Origin of the sequence: Streptomyces echinatus (genome assembly GCF_014203595.1) — a bacterium.
Classification (GTDB): Bacteria; Actinomycetota; Actinomycetes; order Streptomycetales; family Streptomycetaceae; genus Streptomyces; species Streptomyces echinatus.
Genome location: NZ_JACHJK010000001.1, coordinates 464,326 through 490,597, shown reverse-complemented (window position 1 = coordinate 490,597; position 26,272 = coordinate 464,326). Strand labels below are relative to the sequence as shown.

The window sequence follows — 26,272 nt, the reverse complement described above, 5'->3', positions numbered from 1 at the left end:
CGCCGTCGCCGGGTGCGGGTGGGTCTCGGCCGGGCGCGCGGTTCCCCGCGCCCCTGGGGCACGGCCGTGCCGTCGGCCGTCGAGGTGCCGGGGCCGGGGGCGGTCCGTCGCCGCGAAGGTGCGGAGCGTTGCCGGGTGCGGGTCCCTCTTGGGCCGGCGCCGCGGGTAGCCGAAGGCCCCGGCACCTCGTCGGTGCCGGGGCCTTCGTCGTCGTACCGGTGCCTACGCCTGCGGCAGGCGGTCCAGCTGGGACTGGAGGCGGGTGATGTCCTCCTCGGCCTTGGCGAGGCGCCCGCGGATCTTGTCGACCACGTTGTCCGGGGCCTTCGCCAGGAACGCCTCGTTGCCGAGCTTGGCCGTGGCCTGGGCCTTCTCCTTCTCGGCCGCGGCGAGGTCCTTCGCCAGGCGCTTGCGCTCCGCGGCGACGTCGATCGTGCCGGAGAGGTCGAGGGCGACCTCGGCGCCGGCGACCGGCAGGGTGGCCGTGGCCGTGAAGGAGTCGCCCTCCGGCTGCAGACGCAGCAGCTGGCGGATGGCGGCCTCGTGCGGGGCGAGGGCCGTGCCGTCCAGGGTCAGGCGGGCCGGGACCCGCTGGCCGGGCTGCAGGCCCTGGTCGGCGCGGAAGCGGCGGACCTCGGTGATGACCGACTGGAGGGTCTCGATCTCCCGCTCGGCGGCCGCGTCACGGAAGCCGCTGTCGCTCGGCCACTCGGCGACGACGACCGACTCACCGCCCGTCAGCGTGGTCCACAGGGTGTCCGTGACGAACGGGACCACCGGGTGGAGCAGCTTGAGGGTGACGTCGAGGACCTCGCCGAGGACACGCTTGCTGGCCTCGGCCGGCGCGCCGCCCGCCTGGAAGACCGTCTTGGACAGCTCGACGTACCAGTCGAAGACCTCGTCCCAGGCGAAGTGGTAGAGGGCGTCGCTGAGCTTCGCGAACTGGAAGTCCTCGTAGAACGCGTCGACTTCGGCGACGGTCTTGTTCAGGCGGGACAGGATCCACCGGTCGGTCGCGGACAGCTGCTCCGGGTCGGGCAGCGGGCCCTCGACCGTCGCGCCGTTCATCAGCGCGAAGCGGGTCGCGTTCCAGATCTTGTTGGCGAAGTTCCGGGACGCCTGGACCCAGTCCTCGCCGATCGGCACGTCGGTGCCGGGGTTGGCGCCGCGGGCCAGCGTGAAGCGGACGGCGTCGGAGCCGTACTTGTCCATCCAGTCCAGCGGGTCGACGACGTTGCCGAAGGACTTCGACATCTTCTTGCCGCGCTCGTCGCGGACCAGGCCGGTCAGGGCGATGGTCTTGAAGGGGACCTCGCCGTCCATGGCGTACAGGCCGAACATCATCATCCGGGCGACCCAGAAGAAGATGATGTCGTGGCCGGTCAGCAGGACGTCGGTCGAGTAGAACTTCTGCAGGTCCTCGGTCTGTTCGGGCCAGCCGAGCGTGGAGAACGGCCACAGGCCGGAGGAGAACCAGGTGTCGAGGACGTCCGTGTCCTGGCGCCAGCCCTCGCCGGCCGGCGGCTCCTCGTCCGGTCCGACACAGACGATCTCGCCGTCCGGGCCGTACCAGACCGGGATGCGGTGGCCCCACCACAGCTGGCGCGAGATGCACCAGTCGTGCATGTTGTCGACCCAGTCGAAGTACCGCTTCGACATGTCCTCGGGGTGGATCTTGACCCGGCCGTCGCGGACGGCGTCACCGGCGGCCTTCGCCAGCGGGCCGACCTTGACCCACCACTGCATCGACAGGCGCGGCTCGATGGTGGTCTTGCAGCGGGAGCAGTGGCCCACGCTGTGGACGTACGGCCGCTTCTCGGCGACGATCCGGCCCTGGGAGCGCAGCGCCGCGACGATGGCGCTGCGTGCCTCGAAGCGGTCGAGGTCCTGGAAGGGGCCGTGCGCGGTGATGACGCCGCGCTCGTCCATGACCGTGATGGACTCCAGGCCGTGGCGCTGGCCGATGGCGAAGTCGTTCGGGTCGTGGGCCGGGGTGACCTTGACGGCGCCGGTGCCGAACTCGGGGTCGACGTGGGTGTCGGCGACGACGGGGATGCTGCGGTCGGTGAGCGGCAGCTTGATGCGCTTGCCGACGAGGTGCCGGTAGCGCTCGTCGTCGGGGTGGACGGCGACGGCGGTGTCACCGAGCATCGTCTCGGCGCGGGTGGTGGCGACGACGAGGGTCTCGTCGCCCTCGCCGTACTTGATGGAGACGAGCTCGCCGTCGTCCTCCTGGTACTCCACCTCGATGTCGGAGATGGCCGTCAGGCAGCGCGGGCACCAGTTGATGATGCGTTCGGCCCGGTAGATCAGCTCGTCGTCGTAGAGCTTCTTGAAGATGGTCTGGACGGCCTTGGACAGGCCCTCGTCCATGGTGAAGCGCTCGCGCGACCAGTCGACGCCGTCACCGAGGCGGCGCATCTGGCCGAGGATCTTGCCGCCGTACTCCTCCTTCCACTGCCAGACGCGCTCGACGAACTCCTCGCGGCCCAGGTCGTGGCGGGACTTGCCCTCCTCGGCGAGCTGCTGCTCGACCTTGTTCTGGGTGGCGATGCCGGCGTGGTCCATGCCGGGCAGCCACAGCGCCTCGTGGCCCTGCATGCGCTTGCGGCGCGTGAGGGCGTCCATGAGCGTGTGCTGGAAGGCGTGGCCCAGGTGGAGCGAGCCGGTGACGTTCGGTGGCGGGATGACGATCGTGTACGGCGGCTTCTCGCTCTTCGCGTCCGCCTCGAAGTAACCGCGCTCTACCCAGCGCTCGTACAGCGGCCCCTCTACATCGGCCGGCGCGTACTGGGTCGGCAGTTCGGGGTCGGGCGCGGGTGGCTGCTGCTGAGCGTTCTCGGTCACGGGGGTCAGTTTAGAGGTGTCACGGGGTGGTCCCGAAACGCGTTTGTTCTGTAACGGTGCGGCCCCCGGTGCCGTGTGCCTCCCGTGCCTGCGCCAGGATGTCAGGAACACATAAGGCATCTGGAGGGGAACCCAGGAATGAGTCACAACCAGCCGGGCCCGTACGGCCAGCCGCCCCAGCAGCCGGGTCCTTACGGCCAGCCGGGGCAGCCTGGTGCGTACGGCCAGCCGGGCCCCTACGGCCAGCAGCCGCAGGCGCCGCAGCCCGGCTATGGCTACCCCCAGCAGGCGCCCGCGGCCCCGCAGCCGGGTTACGGATACCCGCAGCAGGGCGTGCCGCAGCAGCCGGCCCCGTACGGCCAGCAGCCGAACCCGTACGGCCAGCAGGGGTTCGCCGTTCCGCAGCCGCCGCAGCCTGCCGGGGGCAAGAAGAAGACGGGCCTGATCATCGGCGCGGTCGCCGTGGTCGCCGCGCTGGCGGTGGGCGCCTACTTCGTGCTCGCCGGCAGCGGCACCGACGTCGCGGACGACGGCCCGCACAAGCTGACGACGCCGGACACGGTGGTGACGGAGTACAAGAAGTCCAGCAACTCGGACTCGTCGGACGACATCAGTGACTCCGACCGTTCGGACTTCGAGAAGTGGGGGGTCAAGAACCCCACGGAGGTCAGCGCCAAGTACGAGAGCGGCAAGGGCCTGACCATGAAGGGCCTCGGCTTCAGCGGCGTGTACGGAACGATCGACGACCCCGAGGCGGTTGTCGACGCGATGTTCGCCAAGGCCAAGACGGAGTCCGAGAAGGACCAGGGCGATTCCGACACCAAGGGCAAGCTGGTCGGCAGCCCCGAGATCGTCCACCCTGCGGACTTCAACGGCATCATGAAGTGCCAGGTGGCCCAGATCGACAGCAGCGCCTCGGCGTCCTCGGAGGCAGGGGTACCCAAGACCCTGAAGCTGCCGATCTGCATCTGGGGCGACCACAGCACCGTCGCCATCGTCTCGTCGTACAGCGTCGCCTCCATCGCCTCGGGCGAGGGGGGTTCGGTCGACGACGCCGCAGAGATCGCGGCCAAGCTCCGCAACGACGTACGAGTGAAGATCTGAACCACGTTTACCCCGGAGGGGTGCCCACCGGTGCATGACGGGCACCCCTCTGCGCCTCAGTCCTGCTTGTCAGGCGCGACGGCAGGCGGGACTCGACACTTCGCCCTTGATGTTGAGTTTGCTCAGGCCCAGTTCACAACCCGGGCTCGGCATGGGGCCGAAGGGAGTTTTGATCGCCCCGAAGCCGCAGGCCTCCTATCGAACAAACGTTCGGATAGGTCGACTCATTGGATCATGAAAGCGGGATTCGGCTCCAGGGCCTGGCAGCACGATGGCGGTATACGACCGCCCATTGTCTGACACGCCGACGGGCAGGCACCCCGCGCTGGGGTGTGCCTGCCCGTCGGCGTCGAGTTGCTCAGGCCGTCTTCTGCTCCCCCGAGCCCCGGCCCCGTGCGTCCCGGGGGATGAGGGTGGGGTTGACGTTGGAGAGGACCACGTCGGCGGTGATGACGACGCGGGCCACGTCCTTGCGGGACGGGACCTCGTACATCACGCCCTGGAGGACCTCCTCCATGATGGCGCGCAGGCCGCGGGCGCCGGTCTGGCGGAGGATGGCCTGGTCGGCGATGGCCTCCAGCGCCTCGCGCTCGAAGTCCAGCTCCACACCGTCGAGTTCGAACAGGCGCTGGTACTGCTTGACCAGCGCGTTGCGGGGCTCCACCAGGATCTTGAGCAGGGCCTCGCGGTCCAGGTTGTGGACCGAGGTGATGACCGGGAGCCGGCCGATGAACTCGGGGATCATGCCGAACTTGACCAGGTCCTCCGGCATGACGTCCTCGAAGACGTCCTTGGCCTCCAGCTCGCGCTTGGAGAGGATCGTCGCGCCGAAGCCGATGCCCTTGGCGCCGGCCCGCGCCTCGATGATCTTCTCCAGCCCGGCGAAGGCACCGCCCACGATGAACAGCACGTTCGTCGTGTCGATCTGGATGAACTCCTGGTGGGGGTGCTTGCGGCCGCCCTGGGGCGGGACCGAGGCCGTGGTGCCCTCCAGGATCTTCAGCAGGGCCTGCTGGACGCCCTCGCCGGAGACGTCACGGGTGATCGACGGGTTCTCGCTCTTACGGGCGACCTTGTCGATCTCGTCGATGTAGATGATCCCGGTCTCGGCCTTCTTGACGTCGTAGTCCGCCGCCTGGATCAGCTTCAGCAGGATGTTCTCGACGTCCTCGCCGACGTACCCCGCCTCGGTCAGCGCCGTCGCGTCGGCGATCGCGAAGGGGACGTTCAGCATCCGCGCCAGGGTCTGCGCGAGGAGCGTCTTGCCCGAGCCCGTGGGGCCGAGCAGCAGGATGTTGGACTTCGCCAGCTCGATCGCGTCGTCACGGCCGCTCGCGCCGCCGTTCTCGCCCGCCTGGACCCGCTTGTAGTGGTTGTACACCGCGACGGAGAGTGCCTTCTTGGCGGCCTCCTGGCCCACCACGTAGCCCTCGAGGAACTCGTAGATCTCACGGGGCTTGGGCAGTTCCTCCCAGCGCACCTCGCTGGTCTCCGCGAGCTCTTCCTCGATGATCTCGTTGCAGAGATCGATGCACTCGTCGCAGATGTACACACCGGGCCCTGCGATGAGCTTCTTGACCTGCTTCTGGCTCTTGCCACAGAACGAGCACTTGAGCAGATCGCCGCCGTCACCGATGCGTGCCACGGTGTGCTTCCCCTTCGCCTGGGAGACGCCTGGACGTCATCAGTCCAGCGGCTCCTGGTGCTGCCTTATGTCCGACGGTACCTTGCCGGGCCCGGTGTTCGGGCCCCCCTTGGCAGGGTTCACTTTGACGTGCACCGCGCCAAGGGGGGACGGAAGTGCTCGGTTCCGCGTCAGCGGACCGATGCGTTGTTCAGCTTGCGGGTGGAGATGATCTGGTCGACGAGGCCGTACTCCAGCGCCTCCTCGGCCGTGAGGATCTTGTCGCGCTCGATGTCCTCGCGGATCTTCTCGAGCGGCTGGTTCGAGTGCTTCGCCAGCATGTCCTCCAGCTGCTCACGCATCCGGGTGAACTCCTTGGCGATGATCTCCAGGTCGGAGAGCTGGCCGCGGCCGGTGGAGCCCGCCGGCTGGTGGATCAGCACGCGCGAGTTCGGCAGCGCCATGCGCTTGCCGGGGGTGCCGGCGGCGAGCAGGATGGCCGCCGCGGAGGCCGCCTGGCCCATGCAGACCGTCTGGATGTCCGGCTTCACGAACTGCATCGTGTCGTAGATCGCCGTGAGGGCGGTCATGTCGCCACCGGGGCTGTTGATGTAGATCGAGATGTCGCGGTCCGGGTCCATCGACTCCAGGCACAGCAGCTGCGCCATGACGTCGTTGGCGGAGGCGTCGTCGATCTGGACGCCCAGGAAGATCACGCGCTCCTCGAAGAGCTTCGCGTACGGGTCGTACTCGCGGATGCCCTGGGAGGTGCGCTCGACGAAGCGCGGAATGACGTAGCGGCTGTCGGGGCGGGGCCCTTCGTACAGGCCGCTGGCGGCGCCGGGGAAGTTGCTCATGGGGTGTTCACCGTCCTGGTGGCGTTCTGGGGGCTTCGGTCTCGGCGGTGCGTGGCGCGGTCTGGCCGGTCAGGCACCGGTGCCGCCGCCGCCCGGAACACCCGAGGCGTGCGTGATGATCTCGTCAATGAGACCGTACTCCTTGGCCTCTTCCGGGGTGAACCAGCGGTCGCGGTCACCGTCGCGGATGATCGCCTCGACCGTCTGGCCGGAGTGCAGCGCGGTCAGCTCGGACATGCGCCTCTTGGTGCGCAGCAGGTACTCGGCCTGGATCTTGATGTCCGAGACCGTACCGCCGAGGCCCGCGGAGCCCTGGTGCATCATGATGTCGGCGTGCGGGAGGGCGAAGCGCTTGCCGGCGGTGCCGCCGGTCAGCAGGAACTGCCCCATCGAGGCGGCCATGCCCATGGCGATCGTGATGACGTCGTTCGGGATGTACTGCATGGTGTCGTAGATCGCCATGCCGGCCGTCACCGAGCCGCCGGGGCTGTTGATGTAGAGGAAGATGTCCTTGTCCGGGTCCGCGGCGAGGAGCAGCAGCTGCGCGGTGATCTTGTTCGCGATGTCGTCGTCGACCTGCTGACCGAGGAAGATGATTCGCTCGTCGAGCAGCCGGTTGTACACCTGGTCACCGAGGCCACCGCCGATGGAAGGCTGGCCGGCGGCGGAGGGCATCAGATTCGTCACGTATCCACCTGCTCGTCTTACGACGGCGCCGGGCCGTCTCACGTCGTCCTGCCGGAGGCTTGGCGGGGGGTTTCAGAAGACTCCCCTGCCCCCGTATTTATGGACCCTAACGCTCAGGCCCCTTCGGGGAATCCCGGAGATGGGGGTGTTCGCCGGGGGCGTAGCGCTCACGCGGAGAGACGGTGCGGTGCACAGGGGTGGTGCGGGTGGTCTTCGGACCGCGGGCGCGTTCGGGTTGTTCGCGCGGTTCCCCGCGCCCCTGGGGGCGGCTCACGCCCCCCGTGTGACGAACGGGCCCCCGGGAGACACTCCCGGGGGCCCGTCCACGCCGTCAGAGGCGCCGCGGGGCGGCTCAGCCCTCGGCGTTCTCCTCGGAGGTCTCCGACGCCTCGGCGGCCTCGGTCTCCTCCTCCTCGTCGTCCAGGTTGACGACCTCGCCGTTGGTGTCCTTCACCGTGGCGGCCTCGACCACGACGGCCAGGGCCTTACCGCGGGCGACCTCGCCGACCAGGAGCGGAACCTGGCCGCCCTCGACGACGGCCTGGGCGAACTGGTCGGGGGACATGCCGGAGGAGGCCGCACGCCGCATGAGGTGCTCGGTGAGCTCCTCCTGGTTGACGTTCAGCTCTTCCTTCTTGACCAGCTCGTCCAGGACGAACTGGGTCTTGATGCCCTTGACCGCGGCCTCGCGGGTCTCGGTCTCGAACTCCTCGGCGGTCTTGCCCTGGATCTCCAGGTACTTGTCGAGGTCGAGGCCCATCTGGCCGAGCTGGTGGTGCTCCAGGTTGTGCTTGCGGGTGTTGACCTCGTCCTCGAGGAGCTTCTCGGGGACGGGCACCTCCACCAGGTCCAGCAGCTTCTCCAGGACGCGCTCCTGGGCCTGCGTGGCCTGGTCGAACTGCTTCATGTTGGTGAGGCGCTTGCGGCTGTCGGCCTTCAGCTCCTCCAGGGTGTCGAACTCGGAGGCGAGCTGAGCGAAGTCGTCGTCCAGCTCGGGCAGTTCGCGGGCGGCGACCTGGGTGACCTTGACGGTGACCTCGGCCTCGCGGCCCGCGGCGGAGCCGCCCTTCAGCTCGGAGGTGAAGGTGGCCTCCTCGCCGGCGGACTTGCCCTTGACGGCGTCGTCGATGCCGTCGAGCAGCTCGCCGGAGCCGATGGTGTAGGAGACGCCGTTGGCGATGCCGTCCTCCAGCACCTCGCCGTCGACCTTGGCCTCCAGGTCGATGGTGACGACGTCGCCGTCCTCGGCGGCACGCTCGACCGGGGAGGTGGAGGCGAAGCGCTCACGGAGCTGCTCGACCGACTTCTCGATGTCCTCGTCGGTGACCTCGATGGCGTCGACCTCGACCTCGATACCGGAGTAGTCCGGGATCTCCAGGGCCGGGCGGACGTCGACCTCGGCGGTGAAGTTCAGCGTCTCGCCGTCCTTCAGCTCGGTGATGTCGACCTCGGGCTGGCCCAGGACGGAGAGCTCGGCCTCGTTCACCGCCTCGGTGTAGAACTTCGGCAGCGCGTCGTTGACGGCTTCCTCCAGCACCGCACCGCGGCCGAACCGCTGGTCGATCACGCGGGCCGGGATCTTGCCCTTGCGGAAGCCCTTCACCGTGACCTGCTGGTTGATCTTCTTGTACGCCGCGTCGAGGCTGTCCTTGAGCTCCTCGAAGGGCACCTCGACAGTGAGCCGAACCCGGGTCGGGTTCAGGGTCTCCACGGCGCTCTTCACGGTTCGGTCTCCTTGTGGCTGACTTCTTGGGTTCTGCCGGAGCCAGACTGGTCCGGCGGATTTCGCCGCCCGGAGGAGTTCGTAGGCCGAGTGGGCCGGGACACACGGGCGCGCAGCTTGCATAGTAACCGCAGCCGGTCAGCACCCCAAAAGGTGATCATCGCAACGACACGAGCCGGTGGTCGGGGTGGCGGGATTTGAACCCACGGCCTTCCGCTCCCAAAGCGGACGCGCTACCAAGCTGCGCCACACCCCGTCTGGTGCGACACGTAGGGTACATGCCCGGGCGGTTCGCGTCGGCCGCATTCTCCGAGGCGGCGCGCGCGAATCGCCGCGCGCCGAACTCGTTGGCCTCGGCGGCGGGCGACCCGCTACGATGCCTTCAGTGCCGCGGTCACCGACCTGCGGCGCAGCGTTGCGGGCGTAGCTCAATGGTAGAGCCCTAGTCTTCCAAACTAGCTACGCGGGTTCGATTCCCGTCGCCCGCTCTGGATGCCGAAGGCCCAGGTGAGAGATTGATTTCCTCTCCCTGGGCCTTCGGCCGTTCGGGGACCGGTGGGGCCGGGCCCCGGCGTGTTCACAGGTCCCTGACATCCACGCTGTACACCGCGCGTATGCCGTAGGGGACGTAGAGGGCGTCGCCGGACAGGACGGGGGCCGCCGTGTTGTCGGGGCCTCCGCCGGTGTCGCCGTCGTCGCGGCCGGGGAGGGTGCCGGTGACCCGGCCGGTGCGCAGGTCCAGGGCGGCCAGCCGGCCGGTGGGCGAGGCGAGGTAGAGCCGGGTGGCCGAGGCGGTGGGCGGCCCCGGCTGCTCGACGGTGGAGTTGCTCTGCCACCGCTCCCGCCCGGTCCAGGGGTCGACCGCGTGGACGCTGCCGCTGGTCAGGGTGAGGTAGAGGGTGTCGCGGACGAGGTGGACGCCCGTCGCGGTGCGCGGGGCGGTCAGCCGTACGGTCGTCAGGACGTGCGAGGAGGCGTTGATCAGGGTCAGCCCGGTCAGCCGGTTCATCAGCGGGTCGGTGCCGAGGACGAGGTGGCCGCGGGTCTGCCCGAACAGGTAGAGCTGGCCCTTGGCCGTGATCCGCCAGCGGGCCTTGCCGGTGGCGGGGTCGAGCTGGGCGGCCGTGGTGCGCTCGTAGTTTCCGTCGTCGTCGGAGGTGTGGCAGATCAGGTACACCTGGCCTGCGGCGCCGGTCAGCTGGCAGTCGGGGGCGGCGCCGGCGGGCAGCCTGTGGTGCCAGCGGACGCCGCCGTCGGTGGCGTCGAGCAGGGCGTAGGAGTCGGAGGCGTTTCCGTAGGTGGTGATGACCCCGGCCGGGACGGCGACGGCGCCGTTGATGTCCGGGCCCATGCCGTCGACGTTGTCGGCGACGACCGTCCGCCAGATCGGCCTGCCGGTGGCGGGGGCGAGGGCCTGCACGGTGTACCGGGTGCGGCTCTCGGGCTCGTCCCCGCCCTTGATGTCGCGGTCGTCGGCGCCGTAGACGTACACCGCGCCCGGGCGGGTGCCGATGATCGTGCCGCCGCCGCTGGAGCTGGTCTCGGCGGGGGTGGGGTCCATGGGCCGGGTCCAGACGTTGCGGCCGTCGGCGAGGGTGAAGCGGGTGGCCATGATGCTGTCGCCGGCGCACAGCAGCGACCCGTCCGCGAGCACGCAGCGGCTGAAGGGGCCGCTCGGGCCCATCGAGTCCGGGTCCCCGGCCAGGGGGTCCTCGGCCTGCCGGTGCCAGGTGTGCCAGCCGGCCGGCAGGGCGTGCGGGGTGTCCCCGCCGTCGCGGGCGAGGAGGGTGCCGGTGGCGGCGACGGCGGCCAGCACGGCGGTGGCGGCGACGGCGGCGGGCCAGCGGCGGCGCCGGCGCGGGCGCGGCGGCGCGGTGTCGGGCGGGGCGGCCTCGGGGCGGGGGTCGGGCAGCCGGCCCTCGCGGAGCAGGTGCAGGAGCTCGTCGGGGCCGGGACGGGACTTGGGGTGCTTCTCCAGGCAGAGGCGGACGAAGGGCAGCAGGTCGGCGGGGACGCCGGCCAGGTCGGGGTCGCCCTCGACCACCCGGGTCGCGGTCTCCCAGGGGCTCGGGCTGTCGAAGGGACCGCGCCGGGTGGCGGCGTACGCGACGACGGCGCCGAGGGAGAAGATGTCGGTGGCCGGGCCGACCTCGTGCGGGGCGGCGAACTGCTCGGGGGACATGAAGGGCGGGGTGCCCATCACCCGGCCGGTCTGGGTGAGGGCGTCCATCCCGGCGGCCTCGGCCGCGCGGGAGATGCCGAAGTCGATGACCCGGGGGCCGTCCTCGGCGAGCATGACGTTGGCCGGTTTCAGGTCCCGGTGCACCACTCCGGCGCGGTGGATGTCGCGCAGGGCCTCGGCGAGGCCGGCGGCGAGTTCGCGGAGCCGGTCCGGCGGGAGCGGGCCGTGCCGGCGGACGTGGGTGCCGAGGTCCTCGCCGGGGATGTAGACGGTGGCCATCCAGGGGCGGGACGCGTCGGCGTCCGCGTCCACCACGGGGGCCGTGAAGGCGCCGCTGACCTGGCGGGCGGCGGCCACCTCGCGGCGGAACCGGATGCGGAACTCGTCGTCGTCGGCGTACTGGGCGTGGACGACCTTGACGGCGAGCCGGCGGCCGGAGGCGGAGCGGGCGAGGTAGACCACCCCCATGCCGCCGCTGCCGAGGCGGTCGTCGATCCGGTAGCCGCCGACCTCCGCCGGGTCCGAGTCGCGCAGCGCCATTCCCGTACGTCCCCCCGTTGTTTCAGTTGTTCAGCCCGTCACGGCCCCCTGCCGGCTCCCCCGCCGGTCAGAACCTGATCGAGTTGATGGACTCCGCTATCGAGTTCAGGAAGCGGCTGATCGATGGTGCCATGCCGGTCGAGGCCAGGAAGAAACCGAAGAGGATGGCGACGATGGCGGGGCCGGCCTTGATGTTCCCCCCTCGGATCAGCACCACCAGGATGATCGCCAACAGCAGCACCACAGACAGTGAAATGGCCACAACTGATCACACCCTCGGTCGGTCCGCTCTCCCGGCCCGGGGGTACGGCCCGCACACCCCCGCCAGAACCATCGTGCCACCAACCCGGCCACCCTATGCGGCCCGTGACACAACGTCGGGTGCCGTCCCGTCGCGGGCGATCTTCCGCACTGCAATTCGAATGGGCACCCGCAGGTGACTCGCCGTGGAATTGCGCGACTTCGTTTCCGTGTCCACACATCTTGTGCGCAGGTAATTCGAATTGGCGACACAGGGGCGAGGCATGCCCCAATTAGTCAGGATGAATCGGTACATCAAGGGTGAACTGGCGACCCGGGTGTGCGCACCATCACGCGCACCGGGGGGCAAGTTCGGTAAAACAGCGGGTACTCGAACGCGAATAGCCAGGAATGACTACGGGCGTTTTACGAATACCCGCGGGCGACGCTAGGGTGCCTCAGATGTTTGACGCCGCCCCGTCCCCCGGCCAGAACCGCAGTCCACTCCCCCCGGCCCAGCCGTCGGCGGACGGAGTGCCCGGCCCGCGCACCCCGGTCGGTGCCCGGGAGGAGCGGCAGACGGCGCGGGACAGACCCCGCGGCGAGCGCGACGCGTTCTTCGACAACGCCAAGTACCTGGCCATCGTGCTCGTCGCGATGGGTCACGCGTGGGAACCGCTGAAGGACGACAGCCGGATCGTGGAGGCCGCGTACTCCGTCGTGTACAGCTTCCACATGCCGGCGTTCATCATCATCTCCGGCTTCTTCTCACGCAGTTTCGACATGCGCCCGGACCGGCTGAAGCGGCTGATCACCGGGGTCGTCGTGCCGTACGTGCTGTTCGAGACGGCGTACCCGCTCTTCAAGAACCTCGTCACCGGCTCCCACGAGGACATCAGCCTCCTCGACCCCTGGTACCTGACCTGGTTCCTCGTCGCCCTGTTCGTCTGGCGGCTGACCACGCCCGTCTGGAAGCTGGTGCGCCGGCCGCTGCCGCTGGCCGTCGGCATCGCCATGCTGGCGACCGTCAGCCCGGAGATCGGTGACGATCTGGACCTGCAGCGTGTCCTGCAGTTCCTGCCGTACTTCGTGCTCGGCCTGTGCATGAAGACCGAGCACTTCCAGCTGGTGCGCCGCCGCTGGGTGCGGATCGCCTCGGTGCCGGTGTTCGCGGCGGCGCTGGCGTTCGGCTGGTGGGCGGTGCCGCGCATGAACACCGGGTGGTTCTACCACCGCGACTCGGCACAGGAACTGGGTGCCCCGTGGTGGTGCGGCCCGGTGATGACGCTCGCGCTGATGGGCTGCTCGCTGGCGCTGACGGCCGGCTTCTTCGCCTGGGTGCCGCGCCGGAGGATGTGGTTCACGGCGCTCGGCGCGGGCACGCTCTACGGCTACCTGCTGCACGGCTTCCTGGTGAAGCTCGCCGACTACCGCGGCTGGTACGACCACTCCTGGCTGCACCGCCCGCTCGGCGAGATCCTGGTGACCGCGCTCGCCGCGGCCGCCGTCACGGCGCTGTGCACGCGGCCGGTGCGGCGCCTGTTCCGCTTCGCGATGGAGCCGAGCCTGGAGTGGGCGTTCCGGCAGGACGCGGCCGGGCCGGCCCGCGAGCGGCACGAGCAGCGGGAGAAGGCCAGCGCCTAGGGAGGCGTTCGGATCAGCCCGGTTCCTCCTCCAGGCCGAGAAGTGCGCGCATCCGGGCGTACTTCTCGGTCAGCCGTCTCCGGGTCGGCTCGTCGAGGACCGCGAGGCGCCGCGGGTCGGCGTTGTGCCCCAGGTCGGCCTCCTTCACCAGCAGCGCGCCCGGGGTGGCCAGGATCCGGCCCGCGTACGCCTCCGGCGGCTCCCCCGGCCGCTTGGTGAGGGCGCCCACGATCGCCTTGGTGCGCTCGGTGAGGGCGGCCGCGGCCAGCCACTCCTCGCTCAGCGCGGCGTCCTCCACGGAGTCGTGCAGCCAGGCCGCCGCGATCTGTTCCGGGTCGCCGCCGCGGGCGCGTACGCCCTCGGCGACGGCCGCGAGGTGTTCGGCGTACGGCCGTCCCGCCTTGTCGGTCTGCCCCTCGTGGGCGGCGCGCGCGAGGCTCTCGACCTCGGGCAGGGTGAGGTGGGTCATGCCGCCCAGTGTCTCCCGCGCACCGCCCCGGCACGCCCCCTGCGGCGCGGGCGGGCCGCGGCGGCCTCACCCGGCTCAGCGGGCGGCGGCCGCCTCACGGCAGATCAGCAGCAGCGCCCGGTCGTCGTTGACGTCCCTGGCGACCGCTTCGATGAGGTGCCAGGCGGCGCCGTGGAAGCCCCCGGCCACATAGCGGTCGGCCTCGCCGGTGAGCCGGTCGATGCCCTCCACGATGTCCCGGTCGGAGGTCTCCACCAGACCGTCCGTGAACAGCATCAGCACGTCCCCGGGCCGCAGCGAGCCCTTCACGGAGTCGAACTGGGCGCCGTCATACACACCGAGCAGCGGGCCCTCGGCCGCCTTCTCCTCCCAGCGTCCGCTGCCCGCGCTCAGCTGCAGCCCCGGCGGATGGCCGGCGGAGTACAGCTCGTAGTCCCCGGAGTCCAGGTCCAGCACCAGGTGGATGGAGGTGGCGAAGCCCTCGTCCCAGTCCTGGCGGAGCAGATAGCCGTTGGCGGCCGGGAGGAAGGCGTGCGGGGGCAGGGAGCCGACGAGGCCGCCGAAGGCGCCGGACAGCAGCAGGGCGCGCGAGCCCGCGTCCATGCCCTTGCCGGACACGTCGGTCAGCACGACCTCCAGGGTCCGGCCGCCGTTCGTCCGGGAGGCGACGACGAAGTCCCCGGAGAAGGACTGGCCGCCCGCCGGGCGCAGCGCCATCTCGTGGTGCCAGCCCTTCGGCAGCTTCGGCAGCTTGCTCTGCACCCGGATCCGCTCGCGCAGGTCGAACAGCATGGTGCCGCCGCGCCGCCACGGCACGCCGACCCGGCTGCGGAACTGCGCGGTCAGCAGCCCGAAGAAGCCGCACGCGGCGACCACCAGGACGATGCCCGGGGTGACCCGGGAGGGCCCCTCGGTGTAGGGGCCGAGCCGCACCGACTCCACGATCAGCGCGGTGGCCGCCGCCGCGTACAGGCCGAGCAGGCTCGCCGGGCGCAGCACCAGGCCGCCGGCGACGATCGGCAGCACCAGGGTGGCCGGGGAGCACCACACCGAGTCGAAGAGGGTCATGGCCGCGAGGACCGGGACGGTCAGCAGCAGTCCGGCGAAGGCGATCCAGTCGGAGCCGTCGCCGCGGAAGTAGTCGACGGCGCTTCTGCGCAGCCCGATCCGGGCCCGGTGCCACTGCATCTTCCACCGGGCCGTGAACGTGTCGGCCTTCGCTCGCCGCTGTCGTCCTGCTGCCATCAGTTCGGGACCCTATCCAGCCGACCGGCCGCTTGGCACGGGAGGTCCCACTTGTCCCCCGTGCGAGATTCCGCTTTCGCCGCCCGCCGGCCCCCGCCGGCGGGTTCCCGGAGCGGGGAAATTCACTGGCTCGTCCCCCAATGCCCTGATAGGCATGGCCCATGGGGACTGTTCACGGAACCGAGCTGAGGGTGTTGCGCGAGGACGAGTGGGACCGGTGGTACGACGCCTTGTACCGGGCCTTCGGGTCGGGGCCGGCCCCGGCCGAGGAGCGCGAAGTGGACAAGGCGGTCACCGAGTTCGACCGCTCGCTCGCGGTCTGGGACGGGGACGCGCTGGTCGGCACGGCGGGGGCGTTCAGCTTCCGGGTGACCGTGCCGGGCGGGGCGGCGGTCCCGGCGGCCGGGGTGACGATGGTGAGCGTGGCGGCCACCCACCGGCGGCGCGGGGTGCTGACCTCCCTCATGCGCCGGCAGCTGGACGACGTGCGCGCGCTGGGCGAGCCGGTCGCGATGCTGACGGCGTCGGAGCCGGCGATCTACGGCCGGTTCGGGTACGGCGCCGCGACCTTCCGGCTGAGCGCGGAGATCGACACGAACCGGGTGACCCTGGCCCTGCCCGCCGGCGCCGAGGAGGTGCGGCTGCGGTACGCGGCGCCGGCCGACGTCCTGGACGCCTGTGAGGCGGTGTACGCGGCCCTGGTCCCGCGGCGGCCGGGCATGCTGGTCCGGCGGCCGCACTGGGAGCGGGCCCCCCTGGTCGACCCGGCGAGCGAGCGGGACGGGGCGTCGCCGCTGCAGTGCGTGGTCGCCGAGCGGGACGGCGAGATCACCGGATACGCCCGCTTCCACACCAAGGCCCAGTGGAGTCCGAGCGGCCCGGACGGCACGGTGCGGGTGAAGGACCTGGCCGGGCTCGACCCGGCGACCGAGGCGGCGCTGTGGCGTTTCCTGTGCGGCATCGACCTGATGACGACCGTGTCGGTGGGGTCGCGTCCGGTGGACGACGCCTGGCGGCACCTGGTCTCCGACACCCGCCGCTGCGAGCCGCGGCTGCGCGACGACGCCTACCTCCGGCTCGTGGACGTCGGCGCGGCGCTGTCGGCGCGGACCTATCAGACGCCGGTGGACGTCGTGTTCGAGGTCGAGGACGCCTTCTGCCCGTGGAACGCGGGGCGTTGGCGGCTGACGGGCGACCCGAAGGGCGCGTCCTGCGAGCGTACGGCCGACGCGGCCGATCTCGCCCTGTCCGTACGGGAGCTGGGCTCGGCCTACCTGGGCGGGGTGGCCCTGCTGTCGCTGGCGTCGGCCGGGCGGGTGCGGGAGCTGCGGCCAGGGGCGCTGGCGGAGGCGTCGGTGGCGTTCGGCTCGCCGGTGGCCCCGTGGCTGCCGCACGGCTTCTAGGGACCTTCGGCCGGACGGGGCCGGGAAGGGGCCTCTCCCCTGCCGGCGTGCGGCACACGGGCCGCCCGCGGCCCGGGAGGGCACTCCCGGGGAGCCGGGCCGGGGGTCACCGGTTCTGGCAGCGGGGGCACCAGAAGAGGTTGCGGGCGGCGAGGCCGGCGGTGCGGATCTCGTCGCCGCAGAGGTGGCAGGGCAGGTTCGCCCGGCGGTAGACGTACACCTCGCCGCCGTGGTCGTCCACGCGGGGCGGACGGCCCATCGCCTCCGGGGTGTGCTCGGGGCGGACGGTGTCGATGCGGTTGTTGCGCACGCCCTCCCGCATCAGCCCGGCCAGGTCGGCCCACATCGCCTCCCACTCGGCCGGGGTGATGTCCCGGCCCGCGCGGTAGGGGTCGATGCCGTGCCGGAAGAGGACCTCGGCGCGGTAGACGTTGCCGACGCCGGCGACGACCTTCTGGTCCATGAGCAGCGCGGCGATCGTCGTGCGGCTGCGGGAGACCCTCCGGTACGCCGTGCCCGGGTCGGCGTCCGCGCGCAGCGGGTCGGGGCCGAGCCGGTCGTGCACGGCGCGCTTCTCGGCGTCCGTGATCAGGGCGCAGGTGGTGGGGCCGCGCAGGTCGACGTACGAGGTGCCGCCTGCGAGCCGGAGCCGGACGGTGTCCGTGGGCGGGGGCGCCGGGGCGTCGCCGAAGCCGACCTTGCCGAAGAGGCCGAGGTGGATGTGGACCCAGTCGGCGTCCCGGAAGCCCAGGAAGAGGTGCTTGCCGTGGGCTTCGGTGGCGGTCAGTGCGGTGCCGTCCAGGAGGGCGGCGGCGTCGGAGAACTTGCCCTGGGGGCTGGTGACGCGGGGGGCCGTGCCCAGGAAGCGGGCTGCGTAGTCCTGCGCCAGCCGGTGGATCGTGTGCCCCTCTGGCACGGTTTCCTGTTCCTTTCGGAGCCTCCGGGCCCGGTGTCCGTCCGGGCCCGGGGGTGGCTTCAGTCCTGCTGCGGGTGGTGGGCCGGGACCGGCGGGAGGTCGCCCGTGGTCTCGTACGCCGACAGCATGTCGATGCGGCGGATGTGACGCTCGTCACCGGAGAACGGCGTGTTCAGGAACACCTCGACGAACTTGGTGGCCTCTTCCGTGCTGTGCATGCGCGCACCCACGGCCACCACGTTGGCGTCGTTGTGCTGACGGCCGAGCGCCGCCGTCTCCTCGCTCCAGGCCAGCGCCGCGCGCACGCCCTTCACCTTGTTCGCGGCGATCTGCTCACCGTTGCCGGAGCCGCCGATCACGATGCCGAGGGCGTCGCCGTCGGCGGCTGCCCGCTCCGCGGCGCGCAGGCAGAACGGCGGGTAGTCGTCCTGGGCGTCGTAGATGTGCGGCCCGCAGTCGACGGGCTCGTGCCCGGCGGCCTTCAGCCACTCGACGAGGTGGTTCTTCAGTTCGTAGCCCGCATGGTCCGAGCCGAGATACACGCGCATGCAACGAGTGTGACACGCCCGCAGGGGGGCAGCAGCCCCGGGTGTCGGCGCGAACTTCCCCCCGGAAAATGTGAGCCGGGCCATAGAACCTCAAGGCAACCTCAAGTAACGATACGGATTCAGAGGTTCCCGAATTCGTTCGCCTCCGATTCACTGGACCGCCTCGTACACCGCTCGTGCGAGGCCCCGTACCCAGCCGCACAACGGCACCCCCGCTCGTACGGGAAACGCTCCACCGGCGCAAAGGAAATCCGTCCATGACCCCTGGTTCCGGACTTCAAGCAGGCCTCAAGAACCGCCATCTCACGATGATCGCCATCGGAGGTGTGATCGGTGCCGGACTCTTCGTCGGGTCCAGCTCCGGCATCGCCACGGCGGGCCCCGGCATCCTGCTGTCGTACGCCCTCGTGGGCACCCTCGTCGTCCTCGTGATGCGGATGCTCGGCGAGATGTCCGCCGCCAACCCCACCTCCGGCTCCTTCTCCGCGCACGCCGACCGTGCCCTGGGCCGCTGGGCCGGCTTCTCCATCGGCTGGCTGTACTGGTTCTTCTGGGTCGTCGTGCTCGCCGTCGAGGCGACCGCCGGCGCGAAGATCCTCGAAGGCTGGGTCCCGGCCGTCCCGCAATGGGGCTGGGCGCTGATCGTGATGGTCGTCCTGACCGCGACCAACCTGGTCTCCGTCGGCTCCTACGGCGAGTTCGAGTTCTGGTTCGCCGGCATCAAGGTCGTGGCGATCGGCGCGTTCGTCGTCGTCGGTCTGCTCGCCGTGTTCGGCGTGCTGCCGGGCGTGCACGCCGACAAGGCGAGCTTCTCCAACCTGACCGGCGAGGGCGGCTTCCTGCCGCACGGGCCGGGCGCCATCCTCACCGGTGTGCTGCTGGTCGTCTTCTCCTTCATGGGCAGCGAGATCGCCACCCTGGCGGCCGGCGAGTCGGAGGACCCGGAGCGCGCGGTCACCAAGTCCACCAACAGCATCATCTGGCGGATCGGCGTCTTCTACCTGGGCTCGATCCTGGTCGTCGTCTCGCTGCTGCCGTGGAACGACCCGTCCATCCAGAAGGACGGCTCCTACGTCGCCGCGCTGAACTCCCTCGGCATCGCCCACGCCGGCGAGGTCATGAACGTCATCGTGCTGACCTCGGTGCTGTCCTGCCTCAACTCCGGCCTGTACACGGCCTCCCGGATGGCCTTCTCGCTCGGCCAGCGCGGTGACGCCCCGAAGGCGTTCGCCCGCACCACGTCCCGCGGTGTCCCGATGGCGGCGATCCTGTCCTCGGTCGTCTTCGGCTTCGTGGCCGTGTTCTTCAACTACCAGTACCCGGACACGGTCTTCCTCTTCCTGCTCAACTCCAGCGGTGCGGTCGCCCTGTTCGTGTGGCTCGTCATCTGCTTCTCGCAGCTGCGGATGCGGAAGATCATCCAGCGTGAGGCGCCGGAGAAGCTCGTCGTGAAGATGTGGCTGTACCCGTACCTGACCTGGGCGACGGCCGGAATGATCGTCTTCGTCCTGGTGTACATGCTCTTCGACACCAAGCACGACGGCCGGGAGACGGTCCTGCTGTCCCTGCTGGTCGCCGCGGTGGTGCTGGTGGTCGCGCTGGTCAAGCAGAAGGTCACGGCGAACCGCCCGGCGCCCGTCGCCGAGGCACCGGCCGACAAGGTCTCCATCGGCTGATCCGGTCCCGGACCGGGCATGGCCGCACAACCTGACCCAGGTTGTGCGGCCATGCCGTTTTCCCGCCTCCGGCGCACGGCGCGGATACGACAAAGGCCCGCCGGGTCGCGGAGAACGACGACCGGGCGGGCCTCTGCCACGGGAACCGCGGAGCGGACGCCTAGCGCTTGCCGGCGAACTTCCAGGCGGCGGGCAGCGCGCCCATGGCGAGGACGGCCTTGAGGGCGTCGCCGATCAGGAACGGGGTGAGGCCGGCCGCGATCGCCGCGGACGCGGACATGTGGGCCGCCAGGGCCAGGTAGGGGACGCCGACCGCGTAGATGACGGCCTCGCCGAGGATCATCGTGCCGGCCATGCGCAGCGGCGAGCGGTCGGCACCGCGGCGGGCCAGGGCGCCGACGAGGGCGGAGGCGAGCAGCATGCCGAGGATGTAGCCGAAGGAGACCATGCCCGCGCCGGACTTGCCGTCCGCGAACCACGGCACGCCCGCCACCCCGACGGCCGCGTACAGGGCGAGGGAGAGGAAGCCGCGGCGGGCACCGAGGGCGGTGCCGACGAGCAGCGCGGCGAAGGTCTGGCCGGTCACCGGCACCGGGGAGCCGGGGACCGGCACGGACAGCTGGGCGGCGAGGCCGGTGAGCGCGGCGCCGCCGACGACGAGGGCGGCGTCACGGACGCGAGTGGAGGCGCCTCCCAGCGAAGCCGAGAGCCTGGGGGACGGCAGCAGGTCGGCGAGGACTGCGCCGGGGCGGGCGACGGCGGTGGCGGTGCTCATGGGGACTCCGCGGGTGACGGGGACATGCTGGGACAACGGTGACGCTATCCCAGGCGACTCGGGACGATCACCGTCAGCGCTCGACAAAGGCCGCAACGAGGGCTTGGTGGGCTCCGGACAAAGAGTGCTGGTTACACCGGTCGCGGCGTGACGCTGATCACTGAGGCAGGGACGTTTCGCTCACGTGTCGGGGACGTCGACGAAACTGTGCGGTCTCGCCAAATGAATCCCGGCCATCTGGTCGGATTCACCTTCCCTGCCCTACCCTTCCGGCCATGGTCGCCCAGTCCCGGAACCTCACCTCGCGTCGCTATGTCGACCTGCGACGCCAGGGCACGGCCACCTGTCGCCGCCGGGGGTAGAGGCGGACTCTTCCGGCGCGCCTCGCCCGCTTTCGAGCCCCCGAGACGTGTCGGCCCCGTTCCCGAGGACGGTCCTCCATGCCCCGTACCGCGGTCCCCGCTCTCCTCTCCCCCGTCCCGCGTGCCGCCGACAGCGACCGGCTGCGCACCAGCGCCAGCGTCGTGCTGCGCTCCGTGCTGGAGCACGGGCCGGTGGCGCGCAGCACCATCGCCCGGCTGACCGGGCTGTCCCCGGCGTCGGTGACCGAGCACTGCGCCCGGCTGCGCGGTCTGGGCCTGCTCCGGGAGTCGGCCGCGCCCCGCCGCTCGAACGGGGTCGGCCGCCCGCACGTGCCGGTCGACCTGGACGACACGCGGTTCCTGGTCGCCGGCGTGCATGTGGCCGTGCCGTACACCACGGTGGCGCTGCTGGACCTGCGGGGCCGGGTGGTGGCCCGGCGGGAGCTGGAGCACGAGAGGACCGATCCGGTCCGGGTGCTGGCGCGGGCCGCCGAGGGGCTCGCGCGGCTGTCCGCCGAGGTGCCTGGCCGGCGCCCGCTGGGGGCCGGGGTCGCGGTCGGCGGCTGGGTGGACCGGGAGACCGGCACCGTGGTCGAGCACGAACTGCTGGGCTGGCGGGACGTGCCGGTACGGGACCTGCTCGGCGCCCGCACCGGACTGCCGGTCCATGTGGACGGCCACGCGCGGGCGTTGGTGAACGGGGAGCGGCTGTTCGGGCGGGCCCGGGGCAGCCGCAGCGTGCTGCACCTGTTCGTGGGCAACGTGGTCGACGCGGCGTTCGCGACCGGCGAGGAGGTGCACCACGGTCCGCGGTCGGCGGCCGGGACGATCGCCCATCTGCCGGTGCCGGGCGGCACCGAGGCGTGCGCGTGCGGCCGTACCGGGTGCCTCCAGGCGGAGCTGAGCGAGCGGACGCTGTGCCGGCGGGCCCGGGCGGCCGGGGTGAGCGATTCGGCCGATCCGATGGACGTGGTGGCCGCGGCGGCCGGCGGGGACGCGGCGGCGCGGCGGCTGCTGGTGGACCGGGCCCGGGCGACCGGGCGGGCGGCCGGGCTGCTGCTGGACGTGCTGAACCCGGAGACGGTCGTGGTGACCGAGGTGGGCGTCAGCCACTTCGAGGACTGTCTGGACGCGCTGCGGGAAGCGGCCGGGCACAGCCGTGCGGCGGCCGTGCTGCCGACCAGTTTTCCGGATTCCGTGCTGGCGCTCGCGGGCGGCTCCGTGATGCTCGACGTGTTGTTCAAAGATCCACTGGCCGCGTCACCTGAGACTATTTAATTCAGAAACTCGGAATGTTGACAGGAGGCGTTCGTGGCCGGGAACATCCTGGTCATGGACGTACTCATCAGCTGTCGCACCTTCTGTTGCTGACATATTGCCGCGCGTGAAGCGCGTGTTTCCCGCTGTGTGAGTTTCCCTTCCTCCGGCCTGCCTCACCGGAATTCTTCCTGCCTTTCCGCACTTTTCCTCTGGGAGTTCTCCCATGCACCGTCGTGCCTTTCTCACCTCCCTGGTAGGGGCGTCCGCCGCCGTCGCGGGCCTCAGCGGCTGCGCCAAGGGCGACGCCTCCGCCGACGCCGGGGCCGCCACCCGGCCGCTGGCCGGCAAGGTCCCGGCCGGCACCAGCCTGAAGATCGCCTCGTACCAGGACACGCAGCAGCTCCAGTTCCGGCTGGCGAAGCTGCCCGAGCTGCCCTTCACCGTGTCGAGCTGGGTGAACATCGGGGCGGGTCCGGACGTCATCAACGCCTTCCGCGCGGGGTCCCTGGACCTCGCCAACAACGCGGGCATCCCGCCGATCCAGGCGCACTACCAGGGCTTCGACGCGAAGATCGTGGCGATCGGCATCACCCGCAAGCCCAACTACCTGTTCGCCACCAAGCCCGGCAGCGACATCCGCACGGTCGCCGGCTTCCGGGGCAAGCGCCTCGCCTTCTCCCAGGGGCAGGCCCAGGGCGTCGTCCTGCTGCGGGCCCTGAAGCAGGCGGGCCTGAAGTACGACGAGGTGAAGCTGGTCCCGCTGACCAGCAACCAGTTCCTGACCGCCCTGCAGTCCGGTCAGGTGGACATCGCCCCGCTCGCCAACAGCCAGGCGCCGGCGTACCTGAAGCAGTACGAGGGCAAGGGCGCCCAGGTCATCAAGACCGACGTCGTCGACCTGCTGAACCTGCTGTGGGCGCCGCAGTCCGTGCTGAACGACCCGGCGAAGGCCGCCGCGATCGCCGCCTACATCCCCGCGTGGGCCAAGGGCCAGGTGTGGATCTACGAGCACCCCGAGCAGTGGGACGAGGAGTTCTACGTCAAGACGCAGAACCTGACCCCGGAGCAGGCGAGGTCCATCACCGCCCTCGCCAACAAGCCGCTGTTCCCGCCCGCCTGGGACGAGGCGGTCAAGTGGGAGCAGGAGACGGCCGACCTGCTCGCCGAGGGCGGGTTCGTGAAGAAGTTCGACGTCTCCGCCCTGTTCGACCACCGCTTCGAGTCCCTCGCCGCGAAGGCCGTACCGGCGGAGTACCGGAGGTGAGCGCCGTGACCACGACCACGACCGCCGTGGCGGCATCGGACGCCGCCGAACTCCCCCAGGTGCGCCGGCGCAGGCGTCTGTCCCCCGGCCGCCGGCTGCCCGCCGCCCGGCTGGCCGGCCCCCTGGTGCTGCTCGTCCTGTGGGCCGCGGCCTCGGCCGCCGGAACGCTGGACACGGGGGCCATACCGGCGCCGTGGACGGTGCTGCGGACGGCCGGCCACCTGTGGACGGACGGCACGCTGCCCACGGACGTGCTGACCTCCCTGGAACGGGCCGCGTACGGCTTCGCGATCGGCCTGACCGCGGGCGTGCTGCTCGCGCTCGCCTCCGGCCTCAGCCGGACCGGGGAAGCGCTGATCGACGGGACGGTGCAGCTCAACCGGGCGATCCCCACCCTCGGTCTGATCCCGCTGTTCATCCTCTGGCTGGGCATCGGCGAGACCTTCAAGATCGCCATCATCGCGATCGTCGTCTACATCCCGATCTATCTGAACACGCACGCCGCGCTGTCCGGCATCGACAGCCGCTTCGTCGAACTCGCCGAGGTGCAGGGGCTGTCCAGGTTCACCTTCGTCCGCCAGGTCGTGATCCCCGGCGCGCTGCCCGGATTCTTCGTGGGACTCCGGCTCGGTGTCACCGGCTCCTGGCTGGGCCTGGTGGTGCTGGAACAGATCAACGCCACCAGCGGCCTCGGCTATCTGATGTTCCAGGCGCAGAACTACGGCCAGTCCGACGTCATCCTGGTCGGCCTGCTGATCTACGGCGTCTTCGGCCTGGTCTCCGACAGCGTGGTCCGCCTGATCGAACGGAGGGTGCTGTCGTGGCGCCGCACACTGAGCAACTGACCCGTCCCGCCGTGCGCCTGCGCGGCCTGACCCGGTCGTTCGAGGGCCGTACGGTCCTCGACGGCATCGACCTCGACCTGCCGGCCGGACAGTTCACGGCCCTGCTCGGGCACAGCGGCTCGGGCAAGTCCACCCTGCTGCGGGCGATCGCCGGCCTCGATCACGGGGTCGCCGGCGGCGGGCGGCTCACCGCGCCCGAGCGGGTGTCGATGGTGTTCCAGGACTCCCGGCTGCTGCCCTGGCGCCGGGTGCTGGCGAACGTCCTGCTGGGGCTCGAAGGCAAGGACGCCGAGGAACGCGGCCGGGCCGCGCTGACGGAGGTCGGCCTCGGGGGCCGCGAGCGGGCCTGGCCGGGCGAGCTGTCCGGTGGCGAGGCCCAGCGGGCGGCGCTCGCCCGCTCCCTGGTGCGTGAGCCCGAACTGCTGCTGGCGGACGAGCCGTTCGGCGCGCTGGACGCGCTGACCCGGATCAAAATGCACGGCCTGCTGCGCGAGCTGTGGAAGCGGCACCGGCCGTCCGTGCTGCTCGTCACGCACGACGTGGACGAGGCGATCGTGCTCGCCGACCGCGTCCTCGTACTGGACCGGGGCCGGATCGGCCTCGACCTGATCATCGACCGTCCCCACCCGCGCTCCTACCGGGAGCCGGTGCTGGGCGAGTACCGGGAGCGGCTGCTGGCCGCGCTCGGCGTCACGGAGGACCACGCATGACCCGGCAACTCCATCTCAACGCGTTCCTGATGAACACCGGCCACCACGAGGCGTCGTGGCGGCTCCCGGAGAGCGACCCGTACGCGCACGTCGACCTCGCCCACTACGTCGGCCTGGCCCGGACCGCCGAGCGCGGCACCTTCGACTCCCTCTTCCTCGCCGACGGCCCCCAGCTGTGGGGCAGCCTCGCCCAGCGGCCGGCCGGTGCCCTGGAGCCGCTCACCCTGCTGACCGCGCTGGCGACGGCGACCGAGCACATCGGCCTGATCGCCACCGCCTCCACCTCCTACAACTCCCCCTACAACCTGGCCCGCAGGTTCGCCTCGCTGGACATCATCAGCGCCGGCCGGGCCGGCTGGAACATCGTCACCACCGCCGGTGCCGAGGCCGCCCGCAACTTCGGCCTGGACGCCGAGCCCGCGCACGCCGAGCGGTACGCCCGCGCCGCCGAGTTCCTGGACGTGGCGCTGAAGCTCTGGGACAGCTGGGAGGACGACGCGATCGTCGCCGACAAGGCGGCCGGCGTCTGGGGCGACGACGGCAAGGTCCATCCGCCCCGGCACCGGGGGACGTACTTCGGTGTCGCCGGGGCCCTCAACGTGCCGCGCACCCCGCAGGGCTATCCGCTCCTGGTGCAGGCGGGCTCCTCGGAGGACGGCAAGGCGTTCGCCGCCCGGTACGCGGAGGCGGTGTTCACCGCACAGCAGACCCTCGCCGACGCGCAGGCCTTCTACGCCGACCTCAAGGCCCGTACGCGGGCGGCGGGCCGCGACCCCGGACACCTCAAGGTGCTGCCCGGGATCGTGCCCGTCCTCGGCTCGACGGAGGCCGAGGCGCGGGCCGCCGAACAGCTGCTGGAGGACCACATCGTGCACGAGCACGGGGTGGACCGCCTGGAGAACCTGCTGCGGCTGGAGCCGGGCACCCTGGAGCTGGACGCCCCGCTCCCCGACGGCCTGCCGCCGGAGTCCGCCATCGAGGGCGCCAAGAGCCGCTACACGCTGATCGTGGAGCTGGCCCGGCGCGAGCGGCTCACCGTGCGGCAGCTGATCGGCCGGCTCGGCGGCGGACGCGGGCACCTCACCTTCGCCGGGACGCCCGAACAGGTCGCCGACGAGATCGAGACCTGGTTCACCCAGGGCGCCGCCGACGGCTTCAACATCATGCCCGCCGTGCTGCCCTCCGGCCTGGACGCCTTCGTCGAGCACGTCGTACCGCTCCTGCGCGCCCGCGGCCTGCTGCGCACCGGATACGGCCCCCGCCGGACGCTGCGGGAGCGCTACGGCCTGCCCCGCCCCGTCAACCAGTACCTCGCCCCCGCCCCCGCCCTCGTCTGAATCTGAAAGGACCG

21 protein-coding genes and 2 tRNA genes are annotated in these 26,272 nt (G+C 71.1%); 10 read left to right on the top strand and 13 right to left on the bottom strand.

Annotation, left to right across the window (positions count from 1 at the left end; translation table 11 throughout):
- Window positions 1-222: 222 nt before the first annotated feature.
- Entirely contained in the window at window positions 223-2,847 is a 2,625-nt protein-coding gene (locus tag FHS34_RS02110; protein WP_184959744.1) for a valine--tRNA ligase, read from the bottom strand.
- Window positions 2,848-2,985: 138 nt separating this feature from the next.
- Between FHS34_RS02110 and FHS34_RS02105 the strand changes: the two genes are divergently transcribed.
- Entirely contained in the window at window positions 2,986-3,951 is a 966-nt protein-coding gene (locus tag FHS34_RS02105) for a hypothetical protein (RefSeq protein ID WP_184959735.1), read from the top strand.
- Between the two features lie 358 nt (window positions 3,952-4,309).
- Here FHS34_RS02105 and clpX read toward each other — a convergent pair whose 3' ends face one another.
- From clpX to FHS34_RS02080, 5 genes are all read right to left on the bottom strand, one after another.
- Window positions 4,310-5,596 carry an ATP-dependent Clp protease ATP-binding subunit ClpX gene (gene clpX, locus FHS34_RS02100; RefSeq protein WP_014672712.1) on the bottom strand — a complete coding sequence of 429 codons (1,287 nt, stop codon included), beginning with the start codon at window positions 5,594-5,596 and terminating at the stop codon, window positions 4,310-4,312.
- Window positions 5,597-5,766: 170 nt separating this feature from the next.
- Complete coding sequence (locus FHS34_RS02095) at window positions 5,767-6,432, bottom strand: ATP-dependent Clp protease proteolytic subunit (protein ID WP_184959733.1); 666 nt, start codon at window positions 6,430-6,432, stop codon at window positions 5,767-5,769.
- A 69-nt stretch (window positions 6,433-6,501) separates the two neighbouring features.
- Entirely contained in the window at window positions 6,502-7,107 is a 606-nt protein-coding gene (locus tag FHS34_RS02090) for an ATP-dependent Clp protease proteolytic subunit (RefSeq protein WP_184961287.1), read from the bottom strand.
- Between the two features lie 364 nt (window positions 7,108-7,471).
- Window positions 7,472-8,842, bottom strand: a complete 1,371-nt coding sequence (tig, locus tag FHS34_RS02085) for a trigger factor (RefSeq protein ID WP_184959731.1) — start codon at window positions 8,840-8,842, stop codon at window positions 7,472-7,474.
- A gap of 179 nt (window positions 8,843-9,021) precedes the next feature.
- Window positions 9,022-9,098: transfer RNA gene (locus FHS34_RS02080), tRNA-Pro, on the bottom strand.
- A 161-nt stretch (window positions 9,099-9,259) separates the two neighbouring features.
- Here FHS34_RS02080 and FHS34_RS02075 point away from each other — a divergent pair.
- A tRNA-Gly gene (locus FHS34_RS02075) sits at window positions 9,260-9,330 on the top strand.
- Between the two features lie 89 nt (window positions 9,331-9,419).
- On the opposite strand, the gene FHS34_RS02070 is transcribed toward FHS34_RS02075, so the two are convergent.
- A complete protein-coding gene (locus FHS34_RS02070) occupies window positions 9,420-11,564 on the bottom strand; it encodes a serine/threonine-protein kinase (protein ID WP_184959730.1) in 2,145 nt (714 codons plus the stop codon).
- A 67-nt stretch (window positions 11,565-11,631) separates the two neighbouring features.
- Window positions 11,632-11,826 carry a hypothetical protein gene (locus tag FHS34_RS02065; RefSeq protein ID WP_184959728.1) on the bottom strand — a complete coding sequence of 65 codons (195 nt, stop codon included), beginning with the start codon at window positions 11,824-11,826 and terminating at the stop codon, window positions 11,632-11,634.
- 440 nt (window positions 11,827-12,266) lie between these two features.
- On the opposite strand from FHS34_RS02065, the gene FHS34_RS02060 reads away from it, so the two are divergent.
- Complete coding sequence (locus FHS34_RS02060; RefSeq protein ID WP_184959726.1) at window positions 12,267-13,448, top strand: acyltransferase family protein; 1,182 nt, start codon at window positions 12,267-12,269, stop codon at window positions 13,446-13,448.
- Between the two features lie 13 nt (window positions 13,449-13,461).
- On the opposite strand, the gene FHS34_RS02055 is transcribed toward FHS34_RS02060, so the two are convergent.
- Complete coding sequence (locus FHS34_RS02055) at window positions 13,462-13,917, bottom strand: HD domain-containing protein (protein WP_184959724.1); 456 nt, start codon at window positions 13,915-13,917, stop codon at window positions 13,462-13,464.
- Between the two features lie 75 nt (window positions 13,918-13,992).
- Window positions 13,993-15,162 carry a PP2C family protein-serine/threonine phosphatase gene (locus FHS34_RS02050; protein ID WP_184959722.1) on the bottom strand — a complete coding sequence of 390 codons (1,170 nt, stop codon included), beginning with the start codon at window positions 15,160-15,162 and terminating at the stop codon, window positions 13,993-13,995.
- A 161-nt stretch (window positions 15,163-15,323) separates the two neighbouring features.
- Here FHS34_RS02050 and FHS34_RS02045 point away from each other — a divergent pair, with 161 nt between their 5' ends.
- Complete coding sequence (locus FHS34_RS02045) at window positions 15,324-16,565, top strand: GNAT family N-acetyltransferase (RefSeq protein WP_184959720.1); 1,242 nt, start codon at window positions 15,324-15,326, stop codon at window positions 16,563-16,565.
- 106 nt (window positions 16,566-16,671) lie between these two features.
- Here FHS34_RS02045 and FHS34_RS02040 read toward each other — a convergent pair whose 3' ends face one another.
- Window positions 16,672-17,481 carry an Fpg/Nei family DNA glycosylase gene (locus FHS34_RS02040; RefSeq protein ID WP_184959718.1) on the bottom strand — a complete coding sequence of 270 codons (810 nt, stop codon included), beginning with the start codon at window positions 17,479-17,481 and terminating at the stop codon, window positions 16,672-16,674.
- Window positions 17,482-17,540: 59 nt separating this feature from the next.
- Window positions 17,541-18,029 (bottom strand): ribose-5-phosphate isomerase, encoded by a 489-nt coding sequence (locus FHS34_RS02035; RefSeq protein WP_184959716.1) that lies wholly within the window; start codon window positions 18,027-18,029, stop codon window positions 17,541-17,543.
- 257 nt (window positions 18,030-18,286) lie between these two features.
- Between FHS34_RS02035 and FHS34_RS02030 the strand changes: the two genes are divergently transcribed.
- Window positions 18,287-19,705 (top strand): amino acid permease, encoded by a 1,419-nt coding sequence (locus FHS34_RS02030; protein WP_184959714.1) that lies wholly within the window; start codon window positions 18,287-18,289, stop codon window positions 19,703-19,705.
- A gap of 160 nt (window positions 19,706-19,865) precedes the next feature.
- Here the strand turns inward: FHS34_RS02030 and FHS34_RS02025 are convergent, their stop codons facing one another.
- Window positions 19,866-20,480 carry a biotin transporter BioY gene (locus FHS34_RS02025; protein ID WP_184959712.1) on the bottom strand — a complete coding sequence of 205 codons (615 nt, stop codon included), beginning with the start codon at window positions 20,478-20,480 and terminating at the stop codon, window positions 19,866-19,868.
- 440 nt (window positions 20,481-20,920) lie between these two features.
- Here FHS34_RS02025 and FHS34_RS02020 point away from each other — a divergent pair, with 440 nt between their 5' ends.
- The 5 genes from FHS34_RS02020 to FHS34_RS02000 all read left to right on the top strand — a co-directional run bounded on the left by FHS34_RS02020 (window position 20,921) and on the right by FHS34_RS02000 (window position 26,258).
- Window positions 20,921-22,120: an ROK family transcriptional regulator gene (locus FHS34_RS02020; protein ID WP_184959710.1), complete on the top strand. Its 1,200-nt coding sequence runs from the start codon at window positions 20,921-20,923 to the stop codon at window positions 22,118-22,120.
- A 205-nt stretch (window positions 22,121-22,325) separates the two neighbouring features.
- Entirely contained in the window at window positions 22,326-23,366 is a 1,041-nt protein-coding gene (locus tag FHS34_RS02015; protein ID WP_184959708.1) for an ABC transporter substrate-binding protein, read from the top strand.
- On the top strand, window positions 23,363-24,211 hold the full coding sequence (locus FHS34_RS02010) for an ABC transporter permease (RefSeq protein ID WP_184959706.1): 849 nt from the start codon (window positions 23,363-23,365) through the stop codon (window positions 24,209-24,211). Before FHS34_RS02015 ends, FHS34_RS02010 begins: the two co-directional genes overlap by 4 nt.
- The gene (locus FHS34_RS02005; RefSeq protein WP_184959704.1) at window positions 24,187-24,921 is read left to right on the top strand and encodes an ABC transporter ATP-binding protein; all 735 of its coding nucleotides are present in this window, start codon (window positions 24,187-24,189) and stop codon (window positions 24,919-24,921) included. Before FHS34_RS02010 ends, FHS34_RS02005 begins: the two co-directional genes overlap by 25 nt.
- A complete protein-coding gene (locus FHS34_RS02000; RefSeq protein ID WP_184959701.1) occupies window positions 24,918-26,258 on the top strand; it encodes an LLM class flavin-dependent oxidoreductase in 1,341 nt (446 codons plus the stop codon). Before FHS34_RS02005 ends, FHS34_RS02000 begins: the two co-directional genes overlap by 4 nt.
- The last annotated feature ends 14 nt before the right edge of the window (window positions 26,259-26,272 follow it).